The organism is Gemmatimonadaceae bacterium (genome assembly GCA_019637355.1).
Taxonomy (GTDB): domain Bacteria; phylum Gemmatimonadota; class Gemmatimonadetes; order Gemmatimonadales; family Gemmatimonadaceae; genus Pseudogemmatithrix.
In genome coordinates, this window is the sequence record JAHBVT010000001.1 from 608,374 (window position 1) to 628,625 (window position 20,252).

General features: G+C 69.2%; 18 protein-coding genes. 5 read left to right on the forward strand and 13 right to left on the reverse strand.

The window, feature by feature from the left end; genetic code table 11:
- Nucleotides 1-15: 15 nt before the first annotated feature.
- Nucleotides 16-1,314 (reverse strand): amino acid permease, encoded by a 1,299-nt coding sequence (locus KF689_02690; protein ID MBX3132282.1) that lies wholly within the window; start codon nucleotides 1,312-1,314, stop codon nucleotides 16-18.
- A gap of 108 nt (nucleotides 1,315-1,422) precedes the next feature.
- On the opposite strand from KF689_02690, the gene argG reads away from it, so the two are divergent.
- Complete coding sequence (gene argG / locus KF689_02695) at nucleotides 1,423-2,754, forward strand: argininosuccinate synthase (GenBank protein ID MBX3132283.1); 1,332 nt, start codon at nucleotides 1,423-1,425, stop codon at nucleotides 2,752-2,754.
- An 11-nt stretch (nucleotides 2,755-2,765) separates the two neighbouring features.
- Here the strand turns inward: argG and KF689_02700 are convergent, their stop codons facing one another.
- The 7 genes from KF689_02700 to KF689_02730 all read right to left on the reverse strand — a co-directional run bounded on the left by KF689_02700 (nucleotide 2,766) and on the right by KF689_02730 (nucleotide 10,238).
- Nucleotides 2,766-3,242 carry a hypothetical protein gene (locus KF689_02700; protein MBX3132284.1) on the reverse strand — a complete coding sequence of 159 codons (477 nt, stop codon included), beginning with the start codon at nucleotides 3,240-3,242 and terminating at the stop codon, nucleotides 2,766-2,768.
- Nucleotides 3,243-3,274: 32 nt separating this feature from the next.
- Nucleotides 3,275-4,006, reverse strand: a complete 732-nt coding sequence (locus KF689_02705) for an SIMPL domain-containing protein (protein MBX3132285.1) — start codon at nucleotides 4,004-4,006, stop codon at nucleotides 3,275-3,277.
- Nucleotides 4,006-4,557 carry a hypothetical protein gene (locus KF689_02710; GenBank protein MBX3132286.1) on the reverse strand — a complete coding sequence of 184 codons (552 nt, stop codon included), beginning with the start codon at nucleotides 4,555-4,557 and terminating at the stop codon, nucleotides 4,006-4,008. The genes KF689_02705 and KF689_02710 overlap by 1 nt, the downstream gene beginning before the upstream one ends.
- Nucleotides 4,558-4,640: 83 nt before the next feature.
- Nucleotides 4,641-6,050 carry an alpha-L-fucosidase gene (locus tag KF689_02715; GenBank protein MBX3132287.1) on the reverse strand — a complete coding sequence of 470 codons (1,410 nt, stop codon included), beginning with the start codon at nucleotides 6,048-6,050 and terminating at the stop codon, nucleotides 4,641-4,643.
- The gene (locus KF689_02720; protein ID MBX3132288.1) at nucleotides 6,047-8,683 is read right to left on the reverse strand and encodes a glycoside hydrolase family 3 C-terminal domain-containing protein; all 2,637 of its coding nucleotides are present in this window, start codon (nucleotides 8,681-8,683) and stop codon (nucleotides 6,047-6,049) included. The genes KF689_02715 and KF689_02720 overlap by 4 nt, the downstream gene beginning before the upstream one ends.
- The gene (locus KF689_02725) at nucleotides 8,680-9,855 is read right to left on the reverse strand and encodes an amidohydrolase family protein (GenBank protein MBX3132289.1); all 1,176 of its coding nucleotides are present in this window, start codon (nucleotides 9,853-9,855) and stop codon (nucleotides 8,680-8,682) included. Before KF689_02725 ends, KF689_02720 begins: the two co-directional genes overlap by 4 nt.
- A 32-nt stretch (nucleotides 9,856-9,887) precedes the next feature.
- A complete protein-coding gene (locus KF689_02730) occupies nucleotides 9,888-10,238 on the reverse strand; it encodes a hypothetical protein (GenBank protein ID MBX3132290.1) in 351 nt (116 codons plus the stop codon).
- An 86-nt stretch (nucleotides 10,239-10,324) separates the two neighbouring features.
- Here KF689_02730 and KF689_02735 point away from each other — a divergent pair, with 86 nt between their 5' ends.
- The gene (locus tag KF689_02735) at nucleotides 10,325-10,894 is read left to right on the forward strand and encodes an ATP-dependent Clp protease proteolytic subunit (GenBank protein MBX3132291.1); all 570 of its coding nucleotides are present in this window, start codon (nucleotides 10,325-10,327) and stop codon (nucleotides 10,892-10,894) included.
- On the opposite strand, the gene KF689_02740 is transcribed toward KF689_02735, so the two are convergent.
- Entirely contained in the window at nucleotides 10,869-11,795 is a 927-nt protein-coding gene (locus KF689_02740; protein ID MBX3132292.1) for a hypothetical protein, read from the reverse strand. The two genes, KF689_02735 and KF689_02740, sit on opposite strands and share 26 nt — an antisense overlap.
- Before the next feature lie 129 nt (nucleotides 11,796-11,924).
- Between KF689_02740 and katG the strand changes: the two genes are divergently transcribed.
- On the forward strand, nucleotides 11,925-14,135 hold the full coding sequence (gene katG, locus KF689_02745; protein MBX3132293.1) for a catalase/peroxidase HPI: 2,211 nt from the start codon (nucleotides 11,925-11,927) through the stop codon (nucleotides 14,133-14,135).
- A 22-nt stretch (nucleotides 14,136-14,157) separates the two neighbouring features.
- On the opposite strand, the gene KF689_02750 is transcribed toward katG, so the two are convergent.
- Nucleotides 14,158-14,598 (reverse strand): RidA family protein, encoded by a 441-nt coding sequence (locus KF689_02750; protein MBX3132294.1) that lies wholly within the window; start codon nucleotides 14,596-14,598, stop codon nucleotides 14,158-14,160.
- A gap of 2 nt (nucleotides 14,599-14,600) precedes the next feature.
- The gene (locus KF689_02755; GenBank protein MBX3132295.1) at nucleotides 14,601-15,029 is read right to left on the reverse strand and encodes a cytochrome c; all 429 of its coding nucleotides are present in this window, start codon (nucleotides 15,027-15,029) and stop codon (nucleotides 14,601-14,603) included.
- A 106-nt stretch (nucleotides 15,030-15,135) separates the two neighbouring features.
- On the opposite strand from KF689_02755, the gene KF689_02760 reads away from it, so the two are divergent.
- Both KF689_02760 and KF689_02765 read left to right on the forward strand, forming a co-directional pair.
- Nucleotides 15,136-16,536: an FAD-dependent oxidoreductase gene (locus tag KF689_02760; GenBank protein ID MBX3132296.1), complete on the forward strand. Its 1,401-nt coding sequence runs from the start codon at nucleotides 15,136-15,138 to the stop codon at nucleotides 16,534-16,536.
- An 11-nt stretch (nucleotides 16,537-16,547) separates the two neighbouring features.
- Nucleotides 16,548-17,594, forward strand: coding sequence for a hypothetical protein (locus KF689_02765; protein ID MBX3132297.1), 1,047 nt, complete (start codon nucleotides 16,548-16,550; stop codon nucleotides 17,592-17,594).
- Here KF689_02765 and KF689_02770 read toward each other — a convergent pair.
- Together KF689_02770 and KF689_02775 are read right to left on the reverse strand one after the other, a co-directional pair.
- The gene (locus KF689_02770) at nucleotides 17,591-19,807 is read right to left on the reverse strand and encodes a PQQ-binding-like beta-propeller repeat protein (protein MBX3132298.1); all 2,217 of its coding nucleotides are present in this window, start codon (nucleotides 19,805-19,807) and stop codon (nucleotides 17,591-17,593) included. The two genes, KF689_02765 and KF689_02770, sit on opposite strands and share 4 nt — an antisense overlap.
- A gap of 43 nt (nucleotides 19,808-19,850) precedes the next feature.
- Nucleotides 19,851-20,252, reverse strand: coding sequence for a cytochrome c (locus KF689_02775; GenBank protein ID MBX3132299.1), 402 nt, complete (start codon nucleotides 20,250-20,252; stop codon nucleotides 19,851-19,853).

Here is a 20,252-nt window from a genome sequence, read left to right on the forward strand (position 1 = left end):
GCCGCCGCCCCGCGCTCACCGCGTGCTGCGTTCCACCCAGCCGTGCAGCGCGCCGCCAACGAGCAAGGTGCCGACGGCCGCGAGGATGACGCTGGGGCGCTGCCAGATCACGAACAGCGTCATCCAACTGCTCAGCGCCGCGAACACCACGGGCGTGAGCGGATACAGCGGCGTGCGGAACGGGCGTGCGAGGTCGGGGAGGCTGCGGCGCAGCTTCATCAGGCCGGCGACGGCGAGCAGGTTCATCAGGTTGAGCACGATGCCGGCGTAGGCCAGCACCGCCTCGAAGCTGGCCGTGGCGATCAGCAGCGCGATGAGCCCGAGCTGCAGCGCCACCGCGCGGCGCGGCACGCCGTCACCGCTGCGCGCGCCGAGCCAGGCCAGGCGCGCCGAGCCCGCGCCGACGGCCTGCGTCACGCGCGAGCCGGCCAGCAAGAAGCCGCTGATCGTCGCCACCAGCACCAACGCAATCAAGGCGCTCATCAAGCGGCCGCCCGTGTCGCCGAGGATGCGCTGACCCGAGAGCGCACCGACCTCGACCGTGCCGCGCAGCGCGTCGAGCGGCACCGTGCGCAGGAACACCCAATGCAACAGCAGGTAGAGCAGGGCTACCAGGAGCACCGCGCCGACCACGGCGCGTGGAATCGTGCGCTGCGGTTCGGTGACTTCGCCGGCCACGTAGCCGATGGCGTTCCAGCCGGTGTAGGCGTACACCACGTAGATGAGCGAGATGGCGAAGGGCGCCGTCGCCATCTGGCGCAGGGACTCGGCGTCTGGCGCGAAGGAGATCGGCTCGCGCGGACCGATGGCCAGCCCGGCGACGATGAAGGCGACGATGATGAGCAGTGTGCTGCCGGTGGTCGCGACCTGGAACTTGCGGGCCAGCGAGACGCCGGTCCACTGCACCAGTGCGACGACCGCCAGCACGCTGACCGTGGCCAGCATCGGCGCGACCGGGACCACCTGCGCCGCGTAGCGTCCGAAGGCGATGGCGGCGATGGCGATCGGCGCGGCGAAGCCGGCGGTCATCGAGACGAAGCCGCCGATGAAGCCCAGCCGCGGGCTCCAGGCTTCGGTGAGGTACACGTACTCGCCGCCGCTGCGCGGGTACATCGCGCCGAGCTCGGCGTAGCAGAGTGCGCCGCTCAGCGCGAGCAGGCCGCCGATCACCCAGAGCGCCAGCAGCGCGAAGCCGCTGGAGAGGTCCATCACCTGGAATCCCAGCGAGGTGAACACGCCGGTGCCGACCATATTGGAGATCAGCACGGCGGTGGCCGAGGGGAGGCCGAAGCTGCGGGGCGCGGAGGTGGTCACAGGCAGGAAAGCTACGCGCCGGCGGCCGGCTCGGGCACGCGTCGCCGGTCGACCCGAACCGACTATCTTTCCCCGGTCCGTCTCCGAGTCACTCCAGCAGCGTTCGCAATGGCCACGATCCTCCAGTCCCTGCCCGTCGGCGCGAAGGTCGGCATCGCCTTCTCCGGCGGCCTCGATACCTCCGCGGCCCTCCATTGGATGCGCGCCAAGGGCGCGATTCCGTTCGCCTATACGGCCAACCTCGGGCAGCCGGACGAGTCCGACTACGAGGAGATCCCGCGCAAGGCGATGGCCTACGGCGCCGAGAAGGCGCGGCTGGTGGAGTGCCGCCACGAACTCGTGGCCGAGGGCATCGCCGCGATCCAGAGCGGCGCCTTCCACGTCAGCACCGGCGGACAGACCTACTTCAACACGACGCCGCTGGGCCGTGCCGTCACCGGCACGATGCTCGTGGCCGCGATGCGCGAGGACGACGTCCACATCTGGGGCGACGGCTCGACGTTCAAGGGCAATGACATCGAGCGCTTCTACCGCTACGGCCTGCTCACCAACCCGGCGCTCAAGGTCTACAAGCCCTGGCTGGACCAGGCCTTCATCGACCAGCTCGGCGGCCGCAAGGAGATGAGCGAGTACCTCGTCGCCAACGGCTTCGAGTACAAGATGAGCACCGAGAAGGCCTACTCCACCGACAGCAACATCCTCGGAGCCACGCACGAGGCCAAGGACCTGGAGTTCCTCGACAAGGGGATGCACATCGTGCAGCCCATTATGGGCGTGCCCTTCTGGCGCGACGACTGCGCGGTGAAGAAGGAGACGGTGAGCGTGCGCTTCGACGAAGGCGTGCCGGTGGCGCTCAACGGCAAGACCTTCCCGTCGCTGCTCGACCTGTTCTACGAGGCCAACGCCATCGGCGGGCGGCACGGCCTGGGGATGACGGACCAGATCGAGAACCGCATCATCGAGGCCAAGAGCCGCGGCATCTATGAAGCGCCGGGAATGGCGCTGCTATTCATCGCCTACGAGCGCCTCGTGACGGGCATCCACAACGAGGACACGATCGAGCAGTACCGCATCCACGGCAAGAAGCTCGGCCGCCTGCTGTATCAGGGCCGCTGGCTCGACCCGCAGGCGCTGATGCTGCGCGAGAGCGCCCAGCGCTGGGTGGCGCGCGCCGTCACCGGCGAGGTCACCCTGGAACTGCGCCGCGGCAACGACTACTCGGTGATGGACACGACCAGCCCGAACCTCACCTACAAGCCCGAGCGGCTGACGATGGAGCGCGGTGAGGAGTTCTTCTCGCCGGCGGACCGCATCGGGCAGCTCACGATGCGGAACCTCGACATCGTGGACACGCGGGAGAAGCTTGCGATGTACACGAAGACCGGGCTGCTCAAGAGCGGCGGGACGAGCGTGCCGCACCTGCCGGGGAAGGGCGAGTAGGCGCTTCGCCGTCAGCGAATGCGGAAGCGGTTCGAGATGAGCGTCCCGTGGTCGGTGGGATAGTGGATGTAATGCGGGCCTTCCAGCCACGCGGTAGAACTGGTGAAGTAGAGGAATGCGCCGATGCTGTGAAGTGTAATCGTGTCCGTGCGCACGGATTTCGGGCCAAGAATCTCGTGCGTCGAGTCTGCGCAGTCTTTGAACGCCCCCCACCCGGCAATGTGTGGTCGTTCCTCGCTTTGGACGCGGACCAGCGGATGCGCAGTCAGTCCACTTCCGCACACCGTGGTCCGCACCTCGTGCTCGCTGTCGTTGAAGAGACGAACGATGAGTTTCACTTGGTAGGTGTGCGGAACCGTATCTACCTGAATTCGCAGAAGCTCGTAGCTGCCGGCTTCCGTGCGAACCCGAATTGAAGGCTGGCGTTCAGTCGGTGCCTCACAGGAGATGGCCAAGGCTGCAATCACGGCGATCGCGGGGAGTCTCAAATCCCGTTTTATCCTAAGCGTCCTCGGCGACATCACTTCAGCAGGTACTCCACCGTCGCCACCACGCGGATGGTCTTCTTCACCTGGCTCGCCTCGCCGATCCCTTGCGCCTGGTCGCGCGGCAGGATCTCGAAGTAGCCCTGATTCGCCTGACGAATCCCACCGAGCGACGAGCCGGCATCAGCCGCGAACTGCTGCGCCGCCTCGCGTGCCCGCGCGGTGGCCTGCGCGATCATCTCCGGCTTGAGTGCGTTGAGCCCGGTGAACACGAACGTCGGGCCGCCATTGCCGTACTGCTCGCCGCTGGAGAGCACCACGCCCTCGTTGACCAGCTCGGCCACACGCTGGCTCGCGGCCGCCACGACCTCCGGTTGCGTCGAACGCACCAGCACGGTCTGCGTGATCAAATAACGCGGCCCGCCCATCTGCCCGCCGTACTCATTGGCCTGCTTGTCGCGGACGACGAAGTCCTGCAGGGTGATCTGCGTGGTGTCCACGCCGTGCCGCGCAAGAAAGCGCCGCACGCGCGCGACGTTGGTCTGCAGCTCGGCGTTGGCGCGGGCGAGGTCGTTGTCCGCCGAGACCAGCCGAAGCGGCCAGATGGCGAGATCGGCGACGGCTTCGCGCTCGGCCACGCCCTTCACGGTCACGTAGCGCTCGGCGGCCTTCGCGCGCACCACGCCGTGGCCGGCGAGGAAGCCACCCAGCGCAATGCCAAGGGCCAGGATCACGGACGAGGCGGGAATGCGTTCTGGGAGTTGCATCAGCGGAGGGCCTCGAGCGTGGGTGGAGATTGCCGGCGCATCTCGGCGAGATGGCGCAGAATGCCGAGCAGCGATCCGCCCTGCGGGTACGCGATATCGGCGATGGCAAATGAGCCGTCGCGCCGCACCAGAAGGAACACGGCGTCAGGGATGAGCGGGATCTGGCCGTGGCAGTCGCCGAGGATCTCGACCATCACGGTGTCCGCGCGCTGCGCGCTGCGGCCGGTCCGGTAGGTCTCGCAGGGATCCTGGCTGTTGGAGAAGGGGTCGAAGTCGAGCCCGACGATCTCTTCGGTGCTGGCCACTGCGGCGGCGCGGTCTTCGGCGAGCGCACGGGCGAGTTGCGGCGTGAAGAACGCGGCGACGGCAGCCACCGGATCCCACTCGGCGCTGCGCTCTTCCTCCTGCTCAAACTGCGAGTGGTACACCGCGAGGAAGCGGTCTACGAAGGCCTTGGCGTCGTCCTGCGCCTGCGCGCTGGAGGGCAGCAGCAGGGTCGCGGCAAGCGCGGCGGTAGCGAGACGACGAAGCTGAGCGGAGGCGGAGATCATCTTGACCGAAATGTGTGAGGGGGAAGCTTCGCTCCGGCGCGGCACGCTCGCCAGTCGGCGGGGCCCCCGGCTGACGGCAGCCGTCATCCGAATGCGCGTACGCGGATCGGGATCGGCGGCTCCACCGCGTCCTCGATCCGCACGCGCAGCGCCGAGAGCTCCTGCGGCACAATCGGCACCAGGCGCCGGTACCCGATGGTCGTGCCGCGGTGCAGCACTCGCCATTCGCGCCCATCAAAGCCTTCGACCACGTGCCGCGCCACGCGCTGGCCTTCGCGGATGTCCTCGGCGAGGTCCAGCGTGTGGACGCTGGCCGGCCGCGCGAAGTAGCGCAGCGCCTCGGCGCGTCGCGCATCCTGCGGCGTGAAGCGCGAGCTCGCGCCCGCCGTGCGCTCCTCGGCGAAGCGGGCGTCGAGCCGCGCCCGCATCGCGCGCAAGCTGGCGACGTCGGTCTCGTGCAGCAATCCGGCTGGCGCCGGTGGCACGTTGAGCAGGAGCTTGGAGTTCCGGCCCACTGAGCTGAAGTAGAGATGCTCGATGTTCTCGCCGGAGCGCACGCGGGCGTCCTCGGCTGGATGGTAGAACCAGCCGGGCCGGATGGACACGTCCGTCTCGCCGGGCCGCCACACCGTGCCGTCGCGGTCGCCTTCCTGCAGCGAGCGTATCACCTCGGCGCCCTCGAGCCCGGGCACGGGTACGATCTCCGGCCGCACCGTGGACCAGTTGGTCTCGCCGGCGACGCCGATCTCGTTGCCAATCCATCGCAGGTCCGGCCCGGCGTCGGAGAAGATCACCGCCTCGGGCTGCAGGCGCTTCACCAGCGCCCACACGCTCGGCCAATCGTACTGCTGGCGCTTGCCGTTGGGGCCTTCGCCGTTGGCACCGTCGTGCCAGACTTCGTGGATAGGGCCGTAGCGCGTGAGCAGCTCGGTGAGTTGCGCGGCGTAGACGGCGTTGTACGCGGGCGAATCGCCGTAGGTGGGATGGTTGCGGTCCCAGGGCGAGAGATACACGCCGACGCGCAGGCCCTCGGCGCGGCAAGCGTCGGCGAACTCGCGCACGAGGTCGCCCTCGCCGCCACGCCACGGGCTGCTCACCACGCTGTGCCGAGTGGTCGCGGTGGGCCAGAGGCAGAAGCCGTCGTGGTGCTTGGCGGTGAGGATCATCGCCTTGAAGCCCGTCTCGCGCGCGACGCGCGCCCACTGCCGTGCGTCGAGCAAGGCCGGGTTGAAGATTTCCGGCCGTTCCGTGCCGTCGCCCCACTCGCGATTGGTGAACGTGTTCACGCCGAAGTGCAGGAACAGCGCGAGCTCGTCCTGCTGCCAAAGCAGCTGACTGGGGCTCGGACGTGGGCGGGGGCTGACTGCGCCGGCGCCGCGCGACATCGCGTGCAGAGCCGCATCGACCTCTGCCGCTTGGAGCGTGCGCGCTCCTGCAATCCCCGCGCCAGCCGCAGCCAGCGACGCCACGAACCCGCGCCGCGAGACGCTCACGGCAGCGTGATCTCCTGCCGCAGGCGGATGTCCTTGCTCGACGCTCCCACCATCACGCGGAACACGCCCGGCTCGACGACCCATTGCATCTCCTCGTTGAGCAGGCGCAGGTGCTCGGCGCCGAGCGTGAACTGCAGCGTGCGCGATTCGCCGGGCGCGAGCGTGACGCGCGTGAAGCCCTTGAGTGCAATCAGCGGCTGCGCCACGCTGGTGAGCACGTCGCGCACATACAGCTGCACGACCTCGGCGCCGGTGCGCGCGCCTGTGTTCGTGACGCGCAAGCGCACGTCGACCTGCACGGAATCCAGCGGCGCGACGCGGCGCGGCGTCAGCACGAGGCTGTCGTAGCGGAATGTCGTGTACGAGAGTCCGTGCCCGAAGGGGAACAGCGGTTGGCCGCTGAGGTCCAGATAGTCGTCGCCGCGACCGGTGGGCTTGTGGTCGTAGGTGAGCGGCAACTGGCCTTCGGCGAGCGGGAAGGTGATGGGCAGGCGCCCTGACGGCGAGACATCGCCGAAGAGCACATCCGCCACGGCCCGGCCGCCCTCTTCACCCGGATACCACGCGAAGAGCACCGCGCCGACGTCGCCGAGCCAGTCGGACATCGTCACCGCCGACCCGCCGACGATGACGACGACCGTCGGCGTGCCCGTGGCCGCCACGGCGCGGATGAGTGTTTCCTGCGCGCCGGGCAGCCGGAGGCGCGCCCGATCGCGGAACTCACCTTCCTCGATGCCCACGACAACGATCGCGACCTCGCTCGCACGCGCAGCCTCGACGGCCTCGGCGATCCGCGCTGCCTCGTCGCGTTGCACGCCGTAATCCCACACGAGCTTGAGCCGTGCGTTGCCCGTGCTCTCGAAGTATTCGAGGCGAATCTCGTGCGAACCCGGCGCCAGCGCCGCTTCCGCGAAGCTCACGCTGTACGAGCGCTTAAACCAACGGTCCACCACGAGCCGGCCGTCCACCCACAGGCGGTAGCCGTCGTTGCCTTCCACTCCGAGCCGCGCGCCGCCTTCCGGCACGGTGACGCGGCCGGTCCAGCGGCCCGAGTACCAGTCGTAGGGAATGCCGGGGGCAGGCGAGTTGAGCGTCCAGCCGAAGCTCACCTGCGCGTCAGTGCGCATCACGCGAGGCGCGCCGGTGAGCGCATTGTTGTCCCAGAGCTCAGCGCGCAAGCCGACGCGACGCTGGCCCGCCGAGTCGTGCGCGAACGCGGACGCGGGCACCACGAGATGCCGCGGTGAAAGCCGCGGCACGCCGGGCGCATAGCGCACCGTGGCCGCCGAGCCCGCGCGCTCGCGGATGCCTTCCAGCATCGTCACCGGTGCGATGCCGGGGCCGGAGTAGCCGCCGAGCCGCACGGTATCCGCCTCGGCGCCGATGACGGCGATGCGCCGCAGCCCAGTGCGCAGCGGCAGCGTCGCGTGCTTGTTCTCGAGCAACACCAGCGAGGCCTGCGCCGCTTCGCGCGCGAGCTCGCGGTGTTCCGGATGGTTCGCCCAGTAGTGCGCGCTGTCGGGCCAGATGCGTGTATCATCGAACAAGCCGAGCGCGAACTTGGTCCGGAGCACGCGTGCGACGGCGCTGTCGATCACCGCGTCAGGCACTGCGCCGTCCGCGAAAGCACGCAGATACGGCCGGTGCTCGGGCCACGAGGACTGGAATACCACGTCCAGCCCCGACGCAAAGGCGTGTGCCGTAGCCGTGCGCGTGGACGCTTCGGTGCGGTGCAGGACCGTCGCGCCGCCGGTGGCCGCGGCGTCCGAGATGATGAAGCCGCGGAAGCCCCAGTCGCGCTTGAGCGTCTCGCCGAGCAGGTAGCGGCTCTGCGTGGCCGGCGATCCGTCCACCGAGTTGTACGCCGTCATCACCGAGCGCGCGCCCGTTTGGTCAATCAGCGACCGGAAGGGCAGGAAGTGCTTCTCTTCCAGCGCGCGGCGCGAGACATCGATCGGGTAGCTGTCGCGCCCTCCTTCGCCGATGTTCGCCACGAAGTGTTTGGGTGTGGTGATGATGCCCAGCCCCTCGAAGGCCCGCACGTGCGCGCGTCCCATCACGCCAGTGAGGTGCACGTCTTCGCCGAAGGTCTCCTCGACGCGGCCCCAGCGCACGTCGGTGGCGAGATTCACCACCGGCGAGAGCACCATCCGGATGCCACGGCTGCGCGTCTCGCGCGCGGCGGCGAGGTGCACGCGGCCGACGAGTGTGGAGTCGAAGGTCGCGGCCAGCGCGATGGCCTGCGGAAACACCGTCGCGCCCTCGCGCATCAGTCCGTGCAGGGCTTCGTCGAACGGGATGATCGGGATGCGGTGCCGCGAGCGCGTGGTGAACCAGCGCTGGATGGAGTCCACCTTGGCGGCGTGGGCACGGGCAGCCTCGCGCGGCGCGATGCCATCGGCCGCGCCGATCTGCAGGCCGAAGATTCCCGCCGAGTAGTCGTGTGCCGGTGTGGCGAGGTCGCCGGGGATCATAAAGAGCTGCCAGAACTTCTCCTCGCGGGTCATCTGCGCGAGCAGTTGTTGCACGCGGCGGTCTACGTCGGCGGATGCCGCCTGGCGCGGCTGCTGGGCCGCGAGTGGCCCTGCAACACAGAGCAACAGCGCGGCGCGGCGGCCCAGCGCGAACGTCACCGCCCGACCCGCGGCAGGCCCGGCAGGATCCGCTCCGCATTGCCGTAGTACACCTTCCGCAGCACCTCGTCCGGCAGGTCAATGCCGTATAGCATCCAGAACGCGTGGTAGCCGCGGTAGTACTCGAAGTAGTCGTCGCGCGTCTCGAACACGCGCCAATAGTACGGGTACTCCTCGGGCTGGTACGAGTCCTTGCCGAAGAGGATGCGGTCCTGGTACTTCACGAAGAAGTCGTGCATCGCGCGCGGCTGGCGGCCGATGTCATACAGCACCGCGCCGACCTCGAGCAGCATATTCGGCATCTCGTCCATCATCCGCGAGAGCCGAGGCAGGTCGTTGGCGTACCAGGCCATATGCGCCACCACGAAGGTCGTGCGCGGATTGCGCTTGATCATCCGGTCGCGCTCCTGCGCCAACTGCTCGAAGCTCGGGAACTCGTCGCCGTAGCGGCGATTGGGGAACAGCGCCAGCTCGAGCCAACGCTCGTTCTTGAAGTCGATCGGCTGCCAGAATTCGGCCGGGTCCGCGGTGTGGATGAAGATCGGGATGTTGAGCCGCGCCGCCGCCTGCCATACCGGGTCCAAGGCGGGGTCGTCGATGGCGAGGCGCGAGCCGTCCGCCTTGCGGGTGCTGAGGCCGAGGCCCTTGCCGATCTCGCCCACCCCGACGGCGCCGGCGGCGATGTCGGCCTCGAGCGCGGCCACCGCGCGTTCGGCCCAGCCAGGGCCGACGTTGCTGAAGTCGATGCCGGTGAGGAAGCGGATGCGGTCGCGCATCGCCGGATGCGCGCGGACGACGGCGAGCTGCGCGCGCAGCGACTCGCCGCGCGTGTTGTTGGCCGCGACCATCACGCCGAGGTTCATCGCGTCGAACTCGCGCTGCAGCGCGTCGAGTTGCTCGGCGCTACGGATGGCCGCCGGATGGCCGTGGAAATCCACCGCGGGGTACTTGGCGCGCGGCACGGGCTGCGCGGCGGAGACCACCGTGTTGCGGGGCCGGTAGTCGAGGATGCTGGGGGCGGGCATCGTCGGAGCGCGGCAGTTGCGCGGCCGGATTTCGGTCATCCCCGGCGGGCATTCCTCGCCGGCCTGGATGGTGACGCCGCCTTGGCCGCTGCCGGGTTGGGCCACGAGGAGGGCGGGGAGGAGCAGGAGGAGGGCGAGAAGGCGCATCCCAATAGGATAGCGCGCCTACGCCGCAGTGCCTACCGCTGGACGACGATCGAGGTGACGGGGTACTGCGCGGGGTTGCTCAGCCGGATGCCGAACTTTGGGTTGTAATTCAGCTGTACCCGTTCGCCGAGCTCGAGAATGGCGATGGAGCCGCGCACGGTGCCCAAGCTGGTGCGGTCGCGCACGATGACCGGGACACGGTCGCTGGCGCGGACCCAGATGGAACCTTCAGGCGTGCCGCCGATAATCACATCCGACACCTTGTCGCCGTCATATTGGATGTCCGCAACCTCGCCTTCGAGCGTCACGCGCTCGGGCGCGAACGGGCCGACGCAGCCGGCCGTGGCGAGCAGGGCGCCAAGGAGCAGGAACCGGGGTCGCATACCAGCTCCTACCCTCGCGCCACGCCCCACGTCACGCGCTTAGATTCCGTCCGACCCCTTCGTCCCCCGGGACCGCGGAGACCCAGATGAGCAGCAGCACCACCCCGATCGCCTTCGACCCCTACGCCGAGCGCCTCTTCAAGGCGCGCAGCATCATCATCAGCGGCGGCATCGACCAAGAACTCGCCGAACGCGTCACCGCCCAGCTCCTGGCGATGAGCGCCGAGTCCAAGGTGCCGATCACGATCTACCTCAACTCGCAGGGCGGCCACGTCGAGGCCGGCGACACGATCCACGATATGATCAAGTTCGTGGACGCCCCGGTGCGCATCGTGGGCACCGGCTGGGTGGCCAGCGCCGGCGCGCTGATCTACGTGTCGGTGCCGCGCGAGCGTCGCTTCTGCCTGCCGAACACGCGCTTCCTGCTGCACCAGCCGGCCGGCGGCACGGGTGGCACGGCCTCGGACATCGCCATCGAGGCGCGGGAAATCCTCAAGATGCGCGAGCGCCTCAACAAGATCTTTGCCGAGGCCACCGGACAGTCGCTCGCGCGCATCGAGGACGACACCAACCGCAACTTCTGGCTCGATGCCGACACGGCGATCGAGTACGGGATCGCCGGCAAGATCATCAAGTCGGTGACGGAACTGGCCTAAGCCGCCGCGCAATGACATCCGCGAGGCGGCGCGCCGCCTCCGGATGCGTCCGCAGCCACAGCTCCGGTTCGATCAGCTCCAGTTCCATCAACTGCCACGCGCCGTCGTTGCCTCGTACGATGTCCACGCGCCCGTAGGCCGGCGCGGGCTCGCAGGCGGCGATGGCGCGCTGTGCGAAGGCCACCAGCTCGGCCGACGGCTCGATCGGCTCCCAGCGCCCGCCGTGGTCATCCTGCACGCGGAAGTCGCCTTCCTTGGGCAGCTTCCGCACCCCGTGCGTCACCTGCCCATCGATCACCACCAGCGTGTACTCGCCCTCGTCGGTGATCTGCTGCACGAAGGGCTGGAGCATAAAGGCCTCGGTCGCCCTTAGCGCCGCGATGCGCGCGTCCACGGCGTCGGCGTCGGCCGCCGAGACGCGGTAGGTGTGCCGAGCCGTGCCGGAGATGCAGGGCTTGATGACGGCCTCGGCCCAGCCGGACGCGGCGAGCACGGCGCCCAACGGACGCGGATCACCGGCCTCCAAATACACGCTCGGCACGATCGGAATGCCGCGCCCCTCGAGGTCGGCGAGGTAGTGCTTGTCGAGGTTCCACCAGATGGTCTTGGCGGAGTTCACCAAGCGCACAATCCGCTCGACGCGCCGCAGCCAGGCGGTGAACTCGTCAATGCGCTCGAAGTAATCCCAGGTCGTCCGGAACACCGCGAGGGGATACTGCGCCCAATCCACCGACGGGTCCGCCCAGTCCACGCGGTCGGCGGCGATGTCGTGTTCGGCGAGCCCCTCCTGCAGCAGGGCATCGTCGTGCAGGATGTTGCGGAAGTACCAATCGTCGGCGGCCGGCTCGCGGCCGACGTAGCGATGCTCGCTGAGCAGGGCGATGCGGAGGGGCTGCGGCATCGCGGAAAGCTAAACGGCGTCCGAGACCGGCAAACAGGCGGCGGGCCGCCAGCGGGAGCAAATCGCAGGGGTCGCGGGTTCTTCTGGCTGTTGCCGTAGCACCCCACCTGGACGACTTGGAGACCCCTGATGAGCGACGCGAAGTCGAAGACCGGCGGAAAGTGCCCCGTGATGCACGGCGGCAGCATCGCCAAGCCCGCCGCCGCCCGCAGCAACCGCGACTGGTGGCCCAACCAACTCAACCTCGGCATCCTGCACCAGCACTCGGCGCTGTCCAACCCGATGGGCATCGCCTTCGACTACTCCGAAGAATTCAAGAAGCTCGACGTCGAGGCGCTGCGGAAGGATCTGATTGCGCTGATGACCGACTCGCAGGACTGGTGGCCGGCCGACTACGGCCACTACGGCCCCTTCTTCATCCGGATGGCCTGGCACGCGGCGGGTACGTACCGCACCGGCGACGGCCGCGGCGGCGCCTCCGGCGGCACGCAGCGCTTCGCCCCGCTCAACTCCTGGCCCGACAACGGCAATCTCGACAAAGCCCGCCGCCTGCTGTGGCCGATCAAGCAGAAGTACGGCAACGCGCTGTCTTGGGCCGACCTCTTCGTGTTTACCGGCAACTGCGCCATCGAGTCGATGGGTCTGAAGCCCTTCGGGATGGGCTTCGGCCGCGCCGACATCTGGGAGCCCGAGGAAGACATCTACTGGGGCTCCGAAGCCGAGTGGCTCGGCGACAAGCGCTACGAGGGTGACCGCGAGCTGGAGAATCCTCTGGCGGCGGTGCAGATGGGCCTCATCTACGTGAATCCCGAAGGCCCCAACGGCAAGCCCGACCCACTCGCCTCGGCCCGCGACATCCGCGAGACGTTCGCGCGAATGGCGATGAACGACGAGGAGACCGTCGCGCTCACCGCCGGCGGCCACACCTTCGGCAAGATGCACGGCGCCGGCGACCCGGCGCTGATGGGGCCGGAGCCCGAAGGCGCGTCCATCGAGGAGCAAGGCCTCGGCTGGAAGAACGCCTTCAAGAGCGGCAAGGGCGAGCACACCACGACGTCGGGCCTCGAAGGCGCCTGGACGCCCACGCCCACCAAGTGGGACAACAGCTACTTCGACACGCTCTTCGGCTGGGAGTGGGAGCTGGTGAAGAGCCCCGCCGGCGCGTGGATCTGGGAGCCGACTGACAAGGAAGCGGCGCGCACCGTGCCCGACGCGCACGTGCCCGGCAAGAAGGTGCTGCCGGCGATGTCCACCGCCGATATGGCGATGCGGATGGACCCGGCGTACGCCAAGATCTCCAAGCGCTTCCACGAGAACCCCGACCAGTTCGCTGACGCCTTCGCGCGCGCGTGGTTCAAGCTCACGCATCGCGATATGGGTCCGCGCGTACGCTACCTCGGGCCGCTAGTGCCGAGCGAGGAGCTCATCTGGCAGGATCCGATTCCGGCCGTGAATCACAAACTGATCGACGACAAGGACATCGCGGTGCTCAAGACCAAGCTGCTCGGCGCTGGCCTCTCGATCTCGCAGCTCGTCTACACGGCCTGGGCCTCGGCGTCCACGTTCCGCGGCTCGGACAAGCGCGGCGGTGCCAACGGTGCGCGCATCCGCCTCGCGCCGCAGAAGGGCTGGGAAGTGAACCAGCCGGCCAAGCTGCAGCACGCGCTGGAGATCTTCGAGACCATCCAGCAGGAGTTCAACGCGGCGGCCAAGGGCGGCAAGCGCGTGTCGCTGGCCGATCTAATCGTGCTCGGCGGCTGCGCGGCAGTCGAAGCGGCCGCCAAGAAGGCGGGCATCGGCATCACGGTGCCGTTCACGCCGGGCCGGACGGACGCGTCGGCGGAGCAGACGGATGCGGATTCGTTCTCTGTGCTCGAGCCCATCGCTGACGGCTTCCGCAACTACCAGAAGGCGCAGTACACCGTGTCCGCCGAAGAGCTGCTGGTGGACAAGGCGCAGTTGCTCACGCTCACCGCGCCCGAGATGACCGTGCTGGTGGGCGGGATGCGGGCGCTGGGCGCGAACTTCGCCGGCACCAGGCACGGCGTGTTCACCGACCGCCCGGAGACGCTCACGAACGACTTCTTCGTGAACCTCCTCGATATGGGCACCGAGTGGAAGTCCACCTCGGCGTCGCAGGACACCTTCGAGGGGCGTGACCGTCGCAGCGGCGACGTGAAGTGGACGGCCACGCGGGTGGATCTGGTGTTCGGCTCCAACTCGCAACTGCGCGCCATCGCCGAGGTCTATGCCCAGGCCGATGCCAAGGAGAAGTTCGTGCGCGACTTCGTGGCTGCGTGGAGCAAGGTGATGGAACTGGACCGCTTCGACCTGGCGTAAGCCGGCCGATGCCGGCGCGGGATTACCGCGCCGGCATCACCGCCATACACTCGATCTCGACGAGGGCGCCGGGGATCACAAGCGCCTTGACCACCACCGTGCTGCGTGCCGGCGGGCTGGTCGGCCAGAACTCGCGGTAGGCCGCGTTCATTCCCTGGAAGTCCGCCGCCTCCACGAGGAACACAGTGCAGCGCACGGCGTTCTCCATCGTCGTGCCCGCCATCTCCAGCACGCGCTTCGTGTTCTCCAACGCGAGGCGCGTTTGCGCGCCAATCGACTGGTCCTCGGCGTCGCGGCGCATTCCGAGCTGGCCGGAGGCGTAGACCATATGCCCGACGCGGATGGCCGGCGTGAGCGTGGCGGAGGGATTGCCGAGCGCTTCGCGCGCCGGGGCCGGTGCCTGGGCCTGGGCGGGGGCAGTCGCGGCCAACGCGAGGGCGGTGAGGGCAAGGAGTCGGCGCATCGTCATCTCGTGGGGTTCGAGGGAGTGGAGAAGGCGAGCGTCGCGGCTTTGAGCGACGCGTCGTCGTCGGCGAGCGGAGCAGGCGTAGCGGGCATTCCGTTCAGGCGCATCAGGTACGCGACGATGTCCACGTAGGTGCGCCGCGTCAACGTGCCGGGCTCTTCTTCCGGCATCGTGCTGCTGATGATATCGAACAAGTCGTAGGCCCGCTGGCCGCTCCAGCGCGTCTTGAAGTCCGCGGAGGACATATCCTCGGACGGATGGCAGGACTGGCACTGCGACACGTACCACTCGCGGCCGCGGGCGACCTGCGAGTCGGTCTGGATGGCGGGGAGCAGGCGCGCTGCGCGCTCGGGCTGGGCGCCGCCGATTGCGAACGGCGCGAGCGCCGCCGCGGCCACCAACGGGATGAAGAGTCGGGACGTAGGCATCGGGGCGGAAGCTGGCGTCATCGCAGGGGCGAAGCAACCCTCTCGCCGTTTGCGCCACGGGCGCCCAGAGACCATCTTCGCCGCTGGCCAACTTCTCCATCTCGCAATGACTGACGGTCCTGACGAAACCCGCGCGGAGCTGAAGCGCCGCGAATTCCTCCGCCTCGCCGGCCTCGGTGCTGGCGCCCTCGCCACCGGTGCGGCGATTCCCGCGCCAATCGTGGCTCAGGCCAGCGCCACGCGCCGCGCCGCTGCCTCCTCGCGCGTGGTCGTCGTTGGCGCCGGCGTCTGGGGCGCGAGCACGGCGCTCGAGCTCGCCCGCAAAGGCGCGCAGGTCACGCTGGTTGACCAGTACGGCCCCGCCAATTCGCGCAGCACCAGCGGCGACGAAACCCGCGGCATCCGCTCCAGCTACGGCGACCGCGCCGGTGAGACGGGCGTGCTGTGGACCCGCTGGGCCCGCGAGGCTATCGCCCGCTGGCAGGCCTTTGACGCCGAGCACGGCCCGCGCTTCGGCACGCGCTTCTTCATCCGCACCGGCGACGTCATCCTCCGCGAACGCGTGGAGCCCTTCGCGACGCGCACCGCCGAGCTTTGGGACGAACTCGGCGTGCGCTACGAGCGCCTGACAGCCGCCGAAGCCACGCGCCGCTGGCCGACGATCAACAGCAAGCCGTACTCCGTCATCCTCTACGAACCGGACGCGGGCGTCGCACGTGCGCGTGCGTCCACGCAGGCGCTCGTGGCCCTCGCCCGCGATGCTGGCGTCACCTATCGGACGGGGCGCGTCACGCCCGGTGAGATCCGCAGCGGTACGATGCAGTCGCTGCGCCTCGACGACGGCAGCACCATCGGCGCCGACGCGTACGTGTTCGCCTGCGGTCCCTGGCTGCGCAAGGTGTTCCCGGACCTGCTCGAGGACCGGATGCGTACGCCGCTGGGCCACGTCTGCTACTTCGGCACGCCGGTGGCCGACGAGCGCTTCTTCGCGCCCAACATCCCGAGCTGGAACGTCCCCGGCGTGACGGGTTGGGGCGCGCTGCCGATCGACTCGCGCGGCTTCCGTGTACGCGGGGCCTTCGCCGCCCCGCCGCCGCCACGCCGCGAGGGCGAGCCCGAGGCGCCGCCACCGCCGCGCCCGGCGCCAGACCCCACCGCGCAGGACGCCGACCGCAGCTCGCGCTGGTCCAGCGAGGATCGCATCGCCGGCTCGCGCCGCGTGCTCGAGCGCGTCTTCCCGCTGCTCGCCGAGGCGCCGCTGCTCGAGACGCGCAGCTGCCACTACGAGAGCACGGCCAACCGCAACTTCATCGTCGACCGCCACCCCCAGGCCTCCAACGCCTGGATCACCGGCGCCGGCCAAGCCGAGGGCTTCAAGTTCGCGCCCCTGCTCGGCGAGTACGGCGCCAAGCGCATCCTCGGCGAATCTACCGACGCCGCGCTCGACGACGCCTTCAAGTTCCCGACGCAATCGTACACCGCCGCCCCTTCCGGAGACGACGAATGACCTCACGTGTGATGCTCGGCGCCCTCGCCATCGTGCTCGCGGCGCCACTTGCCGCGCAGGCGCCGGTGAACGACCGCCCGAATCCGTACCGCACCGTCGAAGGCTGGGCGAAGATGCCCCAGGGCCGCAGCTGGGGTTCCACCAGCGCCGTAGCCATCGACCGCGACGGCGTGAGCGTGTGGGTGGCCGAGCGCTGCGCGGCCAACAACTGCGTGGGCTCGGACCTCGACCCCATCCTCAAGTTCGACGCCAACGGCAACCTTGTGCGCGCCTTCGGCCGCGGGCAGGTCGCCTGGCCCCACGGGATGACCGTGGATCACGAAGGCAACATCTGGGTCACCGATGCCCGCGACAATCTCGCCGCGCTGCGCGCCGAAGCGGGCGAGGGCGGGCAGATCGATTCCACGCGCCTATACGGCCACCAGATCCTCAAGTTCTCGCCCGAAGGCGTGCTGCTGATGACCCTCGGCAGCCGCGGCGGCGCGCGTGAGCCCGGATACTTCTGGCAGCCCAACGCCGTGCTCATCGCGCCCAACGGCGACATCTGGGTGGCCGAGGGGCATTCGTCGCAGCCCGGCTCCAGCGCGCGCGTGCTCAAGTTCGATCGCACGGGCCGCCTGCTGCTCAGCCTCGGCTCCACCGTCGGCAAGGGCGAGGGGCAGTTCGACCAGCCGCACGCGCTCGCGATGGATTCGCAGGGGCGGCTGTTCATCGCCGACCGCAGCAACAATCGCCTGCTGATCTACAACCAGCAGGGCGTGCTGCTCGACACCTGGTACCAGTTCTCGCGCATCAGCGGACTGTTCATCGACGCCAACGACGTGCTCTACGCGGCGGATTCCGAGTCCGGCTCGATCGCGCCGACGCGTCCGGAGTGGAAGCGCGGCATCCGCATCGGCAACGCGCGGACGGGTGAGGTCACGGCATTCATCCCGGACCCGGTGGAGCAGACCCGCAACACCAGCGCCGCCGAGGGCGTGGCGGTGGACCGCAACGGCGTCATCTACGGTGCCGAAGTCGGTCCACGCGCCCTCAAGCGCTACGAACGCGTTCCTTAGTCAGGAAGGCGCAGGGCCACCAACGAGGTGTTGGCGCCGGCCCCGGTAGCGAAGACGATGTACTGCTTTCCGCGATGCATAAAGGTCATCGGCATCGCGGTGGTGCGTGAGGGAATCTCCACCGCACCGACTTCGCGGCCCGTGGCCTTGTCCACCGCGAAGATCCGCGGCGGCGTGTTCGGCACGCCGCCCGAACGTCCGGTGCCGTAGATCATCAGCGTCTTGGTGACGATGATCTGCGCCTGTCCGCCTGCCGGACGCGGCGGCAGCGTCACGCCGCGGAACAGCGGGTCGTTGCTGGTCACCGGGATCCAGCCGCCGTTCGGCAGCCAGAAACGCTTCTCCCCGGCGCGCATATCGTAGGCCGTGATCCCGCCGAGTTCCTTCGGCTTGAGGATCGACACGCCGTGCAGCATCGACGCGGCCGCGCGGCCGCCGAAGCCGCCGCCGCGCGATTCCGGCGCCACGTAGCCCGGCGGCGGAGGCAGCGCGCCGATCAAGCCGCAATTGTCGCGCGGCGAGCTGTAGTTGAACTCCGAGCAGGGATCCTTCTGCAGCGAGATCGTCGAGAGGCCGCTGAGCGCCGCCACGTAGAGCATCCCGGTCTCGAGGTCCATCGCCGCACCGCCGTCGATGTTCACGCCGCCCGACGCACCCGGCGCGTACCAGGAGCAGCGCAGGCCCGTCGGACCGCTGCCGTCGGCCAGCACCGCCGGAATGAAGTACGGTCCCATCCGGCAGCGCCGCGCCATCGCCAGGGCCGAGTCGCGGATGGCCGGCGTGTAGTCGATGACGTCGCTCTCGAGCAGGCCCTGCTGCGCGTAGGGCTCGGGTTTGGTGGGGATCGGCTGCGTCGGGGACGCGCGCTCGCCCGGCACGTCGCTCTGCGGCACCGGTCGCTCCACGATCGGCCAGATCGGTTCGCCGGTCACGCGGTCGAAGGTGTAGATCCAGCCCTGCTTCGTCGTCTGTGCAATCACCTTCCGCGGCCGCCCGTCGATCACCGCGTCGTAGAGGTTCGGCGCCTGCGGCGTGTCGTAGTCCCAGATGTCGTGGTGCACCATCTGGAAGTGCCACTTTCGCTGGCCGGTGCGCGCATCCAACGCCACCAGCGAGTTGCCATAGAGATTGTCGCCGGGGCGATGGCCGCCGTACTCGTCCATCAGCGGCATCCCCACCGGGATGTAGACCATATTCAGCGCCGGGTCGGCCGAGTAGGTGGCCCAGGCGTCGTTCTTGCCCACGCCCTCGTCGCCCACGCGCGAGCCGCGCTCCCAGGTCTCGGCGCCGAACTCGCCCGGCTGCGGCACGAGGTTGAACAGCCAGAGCTGCCGACCCGTGCGCACGTCGAAGCCGCGGATGTAGCCGGGCAGGTTGCGCACGCGGATCGGGTAGTAGCCGTGGATGCTCGAGTTGCCCACGACGATGACGTCGTTGACCATAATCGCCGGCGAGCTGTTGGCGATCTGTCCGTGCACCGGGTCGATGCCCACCGTGCCGTCGGCGCCGGTGCGCGTCACTGGGTCCCAGCCTTCGCCCGGCCGCGCGCGCCGTGCCGGCGCCGCGTCGGAGATGATCAGCGAGCCCGTGTCGTCCACCGCCAGCGGCACCAACTCGAAGCCCAGTCCCGCCTGCAAGTCCACCACGCCGTTGCGCCCGAAGTTCGGGTCGGGAATCCCCGTGCGCGCGTCCAGCGAAACCATATGGTAGCCCGGCGTCACGAGGATGATCCGCTCGATCGTGCCGTCGGTCCAATAGGTGAGGCCGCGTCCCGCGAACTGTCGCGGCGCCTTCTGCCAGCGAATGCCTTCTTCAAGGCGATACGACCACAGCGTCTCGCCCGTCTCGGGATCCAGCGCCGCCGCGATGCGCCGCGTCGTCGCCACGGTGAAGAGCCGCCCGTTGGCGTACAGCGGCGTCGTACGGTAGTACTCGTCGCTGCCGAACGCCGAGGCGTTCCACTGCCAGGCGACCTCGAGTCGGTTGAAGTTCTGCGCGTTGATCTGCTCCAGCGGCGAATAGCGCGAGCTCCAGGCATCGGCGGCCCAGACGCGCCACTCGCCGGCCACGTTGCCGCGGGCGTCGGGCAGGGCCACGCGGCCCACGCCGCCAGGGGCCGTCGTCGGCCGCACGTGCTGCGCGGTGAGTGGCGCTGCGGCGCCGAGGGCGAGGAGGGCGGCAGCCAGCGCGACGCAGGGGACTCGGCGAATCATTGCAACTCCGTGGTGGGGCGGGGCGGGCCGCCCCCTCCGGCGGCTAGCGGGCCGGCGCAGAGGGGACGGAGTCAATGCGGATACGATGCAGCGCCGCGGCGTCCACCGCGAGGGGGCGCGCGCCGGTGGGCATCCGGTTGATGCGCAGCAGGTAGGCCGTGACCTGCACGTACTCCTCGTCGCTCATCGTGCCCGGGTCCGTCTTCGGCATCTCCTGCTTGAGATAGTCGAAGAGGGCGCCCAACGACCTGCCGTGCCACTTGGCGATGAACTCTCCGCCCGCGTGCTGCGTGGGCGTGTGGCAGGACACGCAGGCCATTAGGAAGACGTCGCGGCCGGCGTCGGCCTGGGCGCGCGTGTACACGCCGTCGGCGGTGTGGCGCGGATCATCCGGCACGACGACCGCCACGACGGCGGCCAGCAACAGGGCAACGAGCAATGGCAC